Source organism: Rosenbergiella sp. YN46 (assembly GCF_036620675.1).
GTDB lineage: Bacteria > Pseudomonadota > Gammaproteobacteria > Enterobacterales > Enterobacteriaceae > Jejubacter.
Genome location: NZ_JAZHEE010000006.1, coordinates 153,848 through 164,385, shown reverse-complemented (window position 1 = coordinate 164,385; position 10,538 = coordinate 153,848). Strand labels below are relative to the sequence as shown.

Genomic DNA, 10,538 nt, shown 5'->3' with positions numbered 1-10,538 from the left:
TGCCGGGAGCCATTTTGAACAACGCCGCAGGCGTTGGCCCCGGAGGGGCGAGGCCCAGGGACGGGCCGAGTAATCCCGAAGGGCGATTTTCACGCCGGAAAGCCGGGTTGTCAGGGGCGGCATTTGAGCCCCTGACCCGTTCACCGGTTCCGGAACCGGCATAAGAGAAATCACCTTCAGGTGAACGGAATCTCCGCCAGCGCGGCATATTCCCCCCGGCACACGGCATAATCGCAAAAATAGCCCAACCGGCATGATCACGTACTACATCCGCCGCCCCGGCCTGCATCTGAAAGGCCACCGGCAGGGCGAAGCCGGATTTAAGTCAGGGACGTGTCAACGTTGTTCAGGACAGGACAGAATCATAAAAAAAGCCGGTAAGGAAACTTACCGGCTTTTATCAGCAGATTAAAGCAGCGCGGTCTATCAGGCGCGACGCTGCTCTTCTTGCGCTTCTTTAGCTTCCACTTCGCGATACCAGCGTGGATGGTGCTTACGTGCCCAGCGACGGCTGACCTTGCCTTCGATCATCCCTTTAATCGACCCTTTAACCCAGAACGCCATATACATATGGATAAGGATAGCGTGGATAAGAATGATGGCCGAGGTGGCGTGGATCAGCAGCGCCCAGCGCACCACTTTAATCGGGAACATTGGCGCGAAGTAAGGGCGCCAGATAATGACACCGGTCACCAGCAGCACGAAAATCATGCTCATGATGGACCAGAACATCATCTTCTGACCGGCGTTATACTTACCGACCTGCGCCACTTTATGCTCGTTGCCCTTCAGTACTTCGATGATGCCCTTGATCCACGGCCAGTCGTAACGGTCCGGGATATTGTGCTGCACGAAGCGCACAAACATAAACATCAGGGCCACGAAGATAAGCACCCCAAAAAACGGGTGCAAAATGCGGCCCATTTTCGGCGTCCCGAAGGTTTCGGTTAGCCACTGCAGGGTCGGGAAGAACAGCGCTATACCGGACAGCGCAACCATGAAGAAGCAGATAACCACCGTCCAGTGGCAGGCCCGGTCAATAAATTTAGTCCGGACGATCATTTTGCTCTTCTTACTCATGGCTATCCTCCTCTTCGTCGTCGTCCACTTCCTTGTTCGGTCCAATGCCCACATAGTGGAAGATAAGACCGGCAAAGGTTGCGATAAACCCGGCGGCGGAAAGCGGCTTAAGGATCCCCTTCCACAGGTTGATTGGCGTGTCGATCTGCGGATTTTCCGGCAGGCCGTGGTACAGCGTCGGCTGGTCGGCGTGGTGCAACACATACATCACGTGGGTACCGCCTACGCCTTGCGGGTTATAGACCCCGGCGTTGGCATAGCCGCGTTGCTTAAGCTTCGCTACCCGCTCTTCGCCCAGTTCCAGCATGGCCTTTTTAGTACCAAAGTGGATGGCGCCGGTCGGGCAGGTTTTCACGCAGGCCGGCTCCTGGCCGACGGTGACGCGGTCGACGCACAGGGTGCATTTGTAAACCCGGTTATCCTGCGGATTAAGGCGCGGGATATTGAACGGGCAACCGGCGATGCAGTAGCCGCAGCCGATGCAGTTTTCCGACTGAAAATCGACGATGCCGTTGGCATACTGGATGATGGCGCCAGCAGACGGGCAGGCTTTCAGACAGCCCGGATCCTCACAGTGCATACAGCCATCCTTACGGATAAGCCACTCCAGCTTGCCGTTCTGCTCGGTTTCGCTAAAGCGCATCAGCGTCCAGCTTTTGGCGCTGAGGTCGGCGGGGTTATCGTACACCCCGACGCAGTGGCCCACTTCGTCGCGAATATCGTTCCACTCGGAGCAGGCCACCTGGCACGCTTTACAGCCGATGCAGGTGGAAACGTCGATAAGCTTCGCGACCTCATCTTTGTGGTCGCGAGCCCGCGGCGGCGGCGTCAGGTCGTTGGTCGCCGAACTTCTGATAATGTCCTGAGATTGCATTGACATAGGTTCGCTCCCTTACGCCTTTTCGATGTTAACCAGAAACGCCTTGTACTCCGGCGTCTGCGAGTTGGCATCGCCCACCGACGGTGTCAGCGTGTTGGCCAGATAGCCTTTACGGGTCGCCCCTTCAAAGCCCCAGTGCAGCGGAATACCGACAGTTTCCACCTGCTGACCGTTAACATCCAGAGTACGCAGGCGGCGGGTGACCACCGCTTTGGCCCGGATGAAGCCACGCTTGCTGCTGACCTTCACGGTATCGCCGTTGGCAATGCCTTTCGCCTTCGCCAGCCCTTCGCTGATTTCCACGAACTGCTCCGGTTGCGCGATAGCGTTAAGCCGCGCGTGCTTGGTCCAGGTATGGAAATGCTCAGTCAGACGATAGGTGGTGCCCACATACGGGAACGCTTTGCGTTCGCCCAGACGAGCGGCATCGGCCTTGTACAGGCGCGCCACCGGGTTTGAGACAACGTTCGGGTGCAGCGGGTTGGTGCCCAGCGGCGTTTCGAACGGCTCGTAGTGCTCGGGGAACGGCCCTTCGGCCAGCTTGTTGAGCGCGAACAGGCGGCCCAGGCCTTCCTGTTGCATAATAAATGGCCCAACGTTTTCGGACGGCGCGGCGGTGTTGTAGTCCGGCACATCGTTGCCGACCCACTTCTTGCCGTTCCATTCGATCAGCACCCGTTTCGGATCCCAGGCTTTACCTGCCGGATCGGCAGAGGCGCGGTTATACAGCACGCGGCGATTGAGCGGCCACGCCCAGGCCCAGCCCAGGGTGTTGCCCAGCCCGGATGGATCGGCGTTATCACGTTTCGCCATCTGGTTGCCTTCGCGGGTCCAGCTACCGGCCCAGATCCAGCAGCCAGAGGCGGTGGTGCCGTCGTCGCGCAACTGAGCGAAGGAGTCCAGTAGCTCGCCTTTTTTCACCAGCAGCTTACCGTCGGCGTCATAGATATCGGCCAGGGCGTAGCCGTTGTTTTCTTTGGCGACTTCTTCCGATTCCGGGCCATCCGGCAGCTTGTAGTCCCACGTCATATTAAGCACGGGGTCGCTGGCGACGCCGCCCTGTTCGCGGTACAGGCTGCGCAGACGATGGTAAATACCGGCCAGAATTTCACCGTCGTTGCGGGCTTCGCCCGGGGCGTCGGCGCCTTTCCAGTGCCACTGCAGCCAGCGGCCGGAGTTAACGATGGAACCGTCTTCTTCCGCGAAGCAGGTAGAAGGCAGGCGGAACACTTCAGTCTGAATCTGCGACGAGTCCACATCATTGGATTCGCCGTGGTTCTGCCAGAAGTTAGAGGTTTCGGTCACCAGCGGATCGATAACGACCATGTACTTCAGCTTGCTGAGGGAAGCGACCACCTTGTTCTTATCCGGGAACGAGGCCACCGGGTTAAAGCCCTGACAGATGTAGCCGTTGACCTCGCCTCTGTCCATACGGTCGAAGTAGTTCAGAACGTCATAGGCCTGATCCCACTTCGGCAGCCAGTCATAGCCCCACTGGTTTTGCGCGCTGGCGGCATCGCCCCAGAAGGTCTTCATCAGGCTAACGAAGAATTTCGGGTAGTTGCCCCAGTAGTTTACCTGGCCCGGTAGCGTCGCTTTCGGCGTATTGGCGGCCAGATAGCTTTCCAGGTCGTGCTGATCGTCCTTTGGCAGGGTCAGATAGCCGGGCAGGCTGGTAGAGAGCAGACCCAGGTCGGTCAGCCCCTGGATGTTGGAGTGGCCGCGCAGGGCGTTAACCCCACCGCCTGCCATGCCCATGTTGCCCAGCAGCAGCTGGATCATCGCCATGGTACGGATGTTCTGAGAACCGACGGAGTGCTGCGTCCAGCCCAGCGCATAAAGGAAGGTAGTGGTGCGATCGACGGCGCTGGTGGAAGCCAGTACTTCGCACACCTTCAGGAAGTCCGCCTGCGGCGTGCCGCAGATATTTTCCACCACCTCCGGCGTATAGCGGGAAACGTGCTGTTTAAGCAGGTTCCAGACGCAGCGTGGGTGGCTCAGGGTATCATCGCGTCTGGCGAAGCCGCGCTCGTCGAACTGATAGTTCCAGCTGCTCTTATCGTACTGGCGTTTGTTCTCATCGTAGCCGCTGAACAGGCCGTCTTCAAAGCTGAAGTCGTCCCGCACCAGTAGAGGGGCGTTGGTGTAATGCTTTACGTATTCCGCGTTGATCTTATCGTGAGCGATCAGATAGTGGAGTACGCCAGACAGGAAGGTGATGTCGGTTCCGGAGCGGATAGGCGCGTAAATATCCGCCACCGACGCGGTACGGGTAAAGCGGGGGTCTACCACGATAAGCGTGGCATCGTTGTTGTTTTTCGCTTCCATGGCCCAGCGGAAACCCACGGGGTGCGCTTCGGCGGCGTTACCGCCCATGACCACGACGACATTGGCGTTTTTGATATCAACCCAGTGGTTGGTCATGGCACCGCGACCAAATGTTGGAGCAAGACTTGCTACCGTTGGTCCGTGTCAGACACGCGCCTGGTTATCTACCGCCAGCATCCCGAGGGAGCGAACGAATTTCTGGGTGAGCATCCCGGTTTCGTTGCTGGCCGCCGAAGCGCACAGCATACCGGTAGTAAGCCAGCGGTTAACCGTCACTCCCTGGTCGTTCTGGCTGATAAAGTTGGCGTCACGGTCAGCCTTCATCAGCTTCGCGATGCGCTCGAAGGCGTCTTCCCAGCTGATACGCTGCCATTTATCGGAGCCCGGCGCCCGGTATTCAGGGTAGCGCAGGCGGCTTTCGCTGTGGACATAGTCGAGCAGGCCAGCCCCTTTCGGACACAGCGCGCCGCGGTTTACCGGATGATCCGGATCCCCTTCAATATGGAAAATCGACGCTTTGGCGTTTTTCGCGCCATCTCCCAGGCTATACATTAATAAACCACAGCCTACGGAACAGTAGGTACAGGTATTACGGGTCTCTTTGGCGCGCAGCAGCTTATAACTGCGAACGTCCGCCAGCGCCGTGGTGGGCGCAAATCCAAGGGCCGCTACCGTTGTTCCTGCCATTCCGCCGGCGCAGATTTTAAAAAAACTTCTGCGGCTGACGTCCAATTGATACCTCTTTTATATTTCTGGCATGACATTACGAAGCGAAAATAGCAATCGTTGGAGGGGGCATCTTGCGCGAAATCAAACGACCGAGAGATAACTGAAAAAATACCCACAATTGATTAGATAGTAATCAATCAAATACCTCCAATGACGTAATGCTTTATTGAAGATCATGAGAAAAAACTTTATGGAAAAAATTCTGATAAATAATGGCTTCAATAGTCTCTGGTCACGCAGTGGGATGTGCAGGTTAACCGACAAACGGGATACTAGCAGGCTACCCGGCAAGTGGCGGCAGCACGCTTCTATTAGATGATAAATCTAATTAATAAAATTTATTGGAATATAAAACTATAAACGATGTATTTATCAACATAAGTTTACTGCTGTGCAGGATGGCGTGATGATGATCACATTAGATTCCGGTATGAAATAAACGCGTTATTAATATCGCTGCGGATTTATTTCATTAAAGGAAAATCCCTGGTAACAATGAAAATATGAGATCATTATTTATGTGCAAAAAAATATTATTGCAGCGCTCGCGCTGGTCATTACGGGCGCCGCTCATGCCACTACCAGTAACGGCGTAGCAGGGGGAACCATTACCTTTCACGGTAGCGTCACGGATACTACCTGTAATGTCACCACCGGTAGCGGATCAGACTTTACCGTTAACCTGAAGCCGGTCACCACTGAGCAGGTCGGCACTGCGACTGGCCTGGTAACGCATAACGCCGAGCCGTTTAAAATGAAGGTTTCGGGCTGTAAAAACAGCAGCGCTAAAGATGACGACACGCTGAAAATTACCTTTAACAGTTCGAACGTTTCCGATGATGAAAAATACCTTAAGAATTATAGCGGTTCGGCCCAGGGAGTGGGTATTGCATTAACGGCTGACGGCACTACTCCGGTGAATTTCGATGAAGCGATCGATACGCTGGTAAAATCTTCTCAGGCCAGCACTACGGAAGGAAAGGAAATTAGCTTCTACGCCAATTATTATAATTACGGTGGCAGCGATATTAGCAGCGGTAATATCGTTACTGATGCCACCTATACCTTCAGCTACGAGTAATTATTCTTTTCGGGGAGCTTGCTCCCCATTTTCTGTCATTTAATCAGATGAATATTATGCTGAGAACATTTATTGGGTTCAGCGTACTGCTATTTGCCACGTATTCCTGGTCCAGTGTGGTGATTAACGGTACGCGCGTTATTTATCCGGAAAGCGCCGGATTTATTACTGTCCAACTGGTGAATAAGAGCGCTACCACGCACCTGGTACAGACGTGGATAGACAAAGGCGACCCCGCTATGGCACCCGAGCAGATTCAGGTGCCATTTAGCCTGACGCCGCCAGTAGTGAAGATGGAAAGCGGCGAAGGGCAGGCGCTAAAGCTGGCGAAGCAGGATGTCTCTGGCCTGCCAAAGGATCGGGAATCGGTGTTCTGGCTGAACGTGCTGGATGTTCCACCGCTGCCTGGCGCTCAGGCGCAGGAAAACTATCTGCAGGTTGCGCTACGTAGCCGCATTAAGTTGTTTTATCGACCTGTCGGGCTAAAAGCCAGTGAATCGGATATCGATAACGGCCTGTCGCTTATAACGAAAAACGGCGGTCAGTGCATTAATAACGCCTCTCCCTTTCACGTCACCCTGGTGCGTATCACTCCCTGGCACGGCGAGCCCCTTAAACAGACGCCTGCCGGCAACCTGCTGGATGGCACGGCGTTCATCGCGCCATTTAGCTGTTTTCCCCTGAAGCGCGCCGCCGGACACGGCAAGAAATACCGCATATCGCGGCTGGATGATTTTGGTAGTCAGCGTAATGCGTTGATTGAGGGCTAGCGAACAGGAGTGAATGTGAAAACGGGAATCGTTGGCGGACTGCGTAAGGCTATTTTGCTTAATGCCGTCACCCTGGCGCTGTGGCCTCTGAATACGAACGCGGTCAATTTTAACAGCAGTTTGCTGGTAGGGGACTCGGCCCACAAAGACTGGAATAACCATGCTACCGTGGTTGCACCCGGATGGTACGAGCTGGACATCTATCTTGATGACGAGTGGAAAGGTAAATTTCCGGTACGCATTGGCGAAGGGCCGCAGACTCGCCTGATACTGAAAAAGCGCGAGGCGCTTCAACTGGGAATTACCGGCCTGGAGTGGCTCGCCAGACACGACGACGATGAGGATATTGAGATCCCTTCATTGCTGCACGGCGGAACCTGGCGGCTGAAAATTGGCGAGATGCGCCTGGATTTAACCATCCCTCAGGCCTGGGTAGTTCGCAACGATAAAAACTGGGTGGCTCCCGAAAAATGGGATCCGGGCATTAACGGTCTCTATACCAGCTATAACCTCAACGGCTGGGCGCTGAGAGGCAAAGGCCAACAGCGGGAAACCAGCGATAGCCTGTTCCTGGCGCTGAATAGCGGGCTTAACCTGTTTGGCTGGCATCTGATCGATAATTCCGCCTGGCAGCACGATAGCGATGGCGGTAGCCGATGGAATACCAGCTCGCGCTATGTGGAAAAACCGGTGGTGGCGCTCACTTCGCTGCTCAGCGTCGGCGATATGTATAGCCGCTCCTCCAGGTTCGATAACATCGCGTTTCGCGGCGTGACCCTGCAAAAGGACAAGCAAATGCTGCCCGATAAAGAGCAGACTTACATGCCGGTGATCCGCGGAACCGCCTCGGCCAGCGCCGTAGTCAGCGTTTATCAGGATGGTCATGAGATCTATCAGATCCCGGTGCCGCCTGGCCCTTTCGCTATCCGCGATCTTATGCCTGGCGGTTCTCGTCAGGAGCTGGAAGTGCATGTGCGCTACGCCGGAGGACGAGTAGAAACCTTTACGGTGCCTTTCGCCGCGATCTCTTCCATGCTACGACCGGGAACCGATGACTTTGTGGTTAACGCCGGCCAGGTTCGCCTTAAAGGCGTGGCGGATAACACGGCCTTCTTTCAGGGGGATTACAGCCGTGGCATCAATAACTACTGGACCGGATTTGGAGGGGTACTGGCAGCATCTCATTACCAGTCAGGCGTGGTGGGCAGCGCGATTTCTCTACCAGGGATCGGGTCTATCACCGCTTCGGTCGAACAGGCTCGCTACCGGCTGAAGAGGGCGCGCAAGGGGGGTGAAAAGTATGCGCTGGCATGGAGCAAATATCTGGCGACTCGCACTAACGTGACTCTGGCGTCCTGGTACTACCGCACCCGTGATTATGCGTCGTTTCAGGATTACATCCTGAACGATCGTGATATCCCGATACGACCGGGAGGAACCCGCAGCAGTAAACAGGCAGTAAGTCTGTCGCTGACGCAGCCGCTGGGGGAAGATGGTGGACGCCTGGCGGCCGATATCTGGTTACGCCAGTATCGCGATGGCCAGCCTTCAAGCCGTCAGTACACCCTGAGCTATAGCAATCACTACAACGCTATTCACTATGTGGTGTCGTTCGGGCGTAGCGAATACAGCCATGCGGGCACCGCGATTTCAGGGGGAGCAGCGCGCCGTACCAGTGAAGAGACGCTGAATCTGTCGGTCACTGTACCGTTTTCGTTGTTCGATAATCCCGCCAGTATCGGCACCCGTAGCCGTATGGTGAATGGCCGCTACGCCACATCCAGCGTAGGAGTAAACGGAACCTATAGTGACGTGGATTACAGTCTGGAGCTGTCGCACGATCGCGAGTGGCGATCGCGCTCGGCCGATCTCTACGCTAACTGGAAGACTCGCTACGCGCAATGGAGTACCAGCATGAGCGAAGCCAGCGAGGCGCGCCAGCTCAGCATGGGCGCCAGCGGCAGCCTGCTGGCCTGGCGTGGAGGCGTACTGGCCAGCCCGGATACCGGCAACAGTTTTGTGATTGTCGATGCCCCGGGCGTGGTGGACGCCAGGATCAATGGCAGCAACGAGAATCGCACCAATCGTCACGGCCAGGCACTGGTGACCGGTGCGGTAGCTTACCGTATGAACCATTTCCAACTGGAACAGGATGAAGCCGCCATTGATAGCGCGGATATCCTGGGCAATATCGCTCATGTGGCGCCTTATGAAGGCAGCATCTCACGGGTGGCCTATCGTACCGACACGCGGCGGCTGTTCGCCTTCACATTGCAGCGTCAAAACGGCCAGCCGGTGAGCTTCGGTTCGGTACTGTATGACCGGGCCGGCAACGAGGTGGGCTATGTCGGACAGGGAGGGCAGGGCTACATCAAGGCCGATCGGCTGCCTGATGAACTCTATATCGACAAGCCCCGACAGCGTCATCGCTGTCGGGTAGTAAAACCGCAGCCGTCGGCTATCAATATTTGCCGGGACGCTCAGGGAGATAATTAATTATGTTCAGGTCTCTATTGCTATTTATCATGATGGTCAGCCTGTTTCCGGCTGTGGCCAGCGCGGACGAGGAAGATCGTGGCGTTCTGGGAAATTCCTGCGCGCCCTATGGTATTTTTATTAAGAAAAAGCGGGTACAGGAGTCGGTGAAATTCTCCAACCTGTCAAAGTCTTTTCTGAATAATAAAAAGGTCTCTTTCTCATGGCGTACCACCTGGGAAGGTAAAATGAACTGTCGCTTCGGCAGTGCCAGCGATACTTTATTTTTCTTTTCACCGTTTGGCGATAACCCTGTGTATGCGCATTTTATTAACCCTCACAATAATAATGAACAGGCGTACTGGATTAAATTTACGTCGAAAATCACCGGTGTGAAAAAGATGAATGTTTATGGCCCGCTTCCTGGCGTACGGCGCCTGGCTCGATACCAGACCGATTATACGCTGACTGCGGAGCTGCTCGATAATCCCCCCGGCCCGGAAGCCGCAGGGGTTACCAAAGTGATAAGTGACGGCATTGTTTCTCTGGTGCCGGCGGTTCTGAGTGGGCACGGCGGTGCGGATAATAGTTTCGGCAACGGCGGTAATAAATCCACTTATGGCCAGGAGGCCTGGGATGCCATGATGAATAACTATCCGTCTTCCTCATGGAATACCGATCATTTTCTGGCCTTTGAAAGGGTGTCGTTTCAGTTTGCGCCTAATCAGACCACCTGTGAGCTGGCTCATGACGTCATGGTGAATCTGAGGCCGGTTTCTATGGATGAATTACTGAAAGGCGGGATGTCCGGCGAGCGGCGCTTCACGCTCCCCATTGCCTGCGATACCCCTTCGGGAATAGATAGCGCCACGCGCAATATTCGGGTCTGGATCGCCAGTAACGACGTGCTGGGAACGGGCAGTACCGGTGATGTTATGGTGAATGACGACAGCGATGCCGAAGGCGTAGGGATCGCATTACGTAAAATCACTGGAGAACCGGTGATGATCGCCAATGGTCTTGGGCCCGCAGCCGGCGCTACAGAGTTGCTGTCCATTACCCAGGGGAGCCCGCTTCAGAGCCGCAACAATCTTCAAATGGTCGCTGGATACCGGCTTTATGATAAATCGGCTCTCAAGCCGGGCAGGGTGGTGGCGACCGCCCAGGTGATGTTCGCTTACGATTAATCCTTCTG

The 10,538-nt window shown here is 55.4% G+C and carries 7 protein-coding genes; 4 read left to right on the top strand and 3 right to left on the bottom strand.

Annotated features, from left to right (window positions below; genetic code table 11):
• Window positions 1–426 precede the first annotated feature (426 nt).
• From fdnI to fdnG, 3 genes are read right to left on the bottom strand one after another with little or no spacing between them, the layout of a single operon-like run.
• Window positions 427–1,080 carry a formate dehydrogenase-N subunit gamma gene (gene fdnI / locus V3W49_RS07865; RefSeq protein WP_500144764.1) on the bottom strand — a complete coding sequence of 218 codons (654 nt, stop codon included), beginning with the start codon at window positions 1,078–1,080 and terminating at the stop codon, window positions 427–429.
• On the bottom strand, window positions 1,073–1,960 hold the full coding sequence (fdxH, locus tag V3W49_RS07860) for a formate dehydrogenase subunit beta (RefSeq protein ID WP_500144763.1): 888 nt from the start codon (window positions 1,958–1,960) through the stop codon (window positions 1,073–1,075). The genes fdnI and fdxH overlap by 8 nt, the downstream gene beginning before the upstream one ends.
• Before the next feature lie 12 nt (window positions 1,961–1,972).
• A complete protein-coding gene (gene fdnG / locus V3W49_RS07855) occupies window positions 1,973–5,020 on the bottom strand; it encodes a formate dehydrogenase-N subunit alpha (protein ID WP_500144762.1) in 3,048 nt (1,015 codons plus the stop codon).
• 517 nt (window positions 5,021–5,537) lie between these two features.
• On the opposite strand from fdnG, the gene V3W49_RS07850 reads away from it, so the two are divergent.
• Genes V3W49_RS07850 through V3W49_RS07835 form a run of 4 tightly spaced genes read left to right on the top strand, consistent with a single transcriptional unit; the run spans window position 5,538 to window position 10,530 of the window.
• Window positions 5,538–6,098 (top strand): fimbrial protein, encoded by a 561-nt coding sequence (locus V3W49_RS07850; protein ID WP_500144761.1) that lies wholly within the window; start codon window positions 5,538–5,540, stop codon window positions 6,096–6,098.
• Window positions 6,099–6,154: 56 nt separating this feature from the next.
• On the top strand, window positions 6,155–6,868 hold the full coding sequence (locus V3W49_RS07845; protein WP_500144760.1) for a fimbrial biogenesis chaperone: 714 nt from the start codon (window positions 6,155–6,157) through the stop codon (window positions 6,866–6,868).
• A gap of 15 nt (window positions 6,869–6,883) precedes the next feature.
• The gene (locus V3W49_RS07840) at window positions 6,884–9,364 is read left to right on the top strand and encodes a fimbria/pilus outer membrane usher protein (protein ID WP_500144759.1); all 2,481 of its coding nucleotides are present in this window, start codon (window positions 6,884–6,886) and stop codon (window positions 9,362–9,364) included.
• A gap of 2 nt (window positions 9,365–9,366) precedes the next feature.
• Window positions 9,367–10,530, top strand: a complete 1,164-nt coding sequence (locus tag V3W49_RS07835; protein ID WP_500144757.1) for a fimbrial protein — start codon at window positions 9,367–9,369, stop codon at window positions 10,528–10,530.
• Window positions 10,531–10,538: the final 8 nt, after the last annotated feature.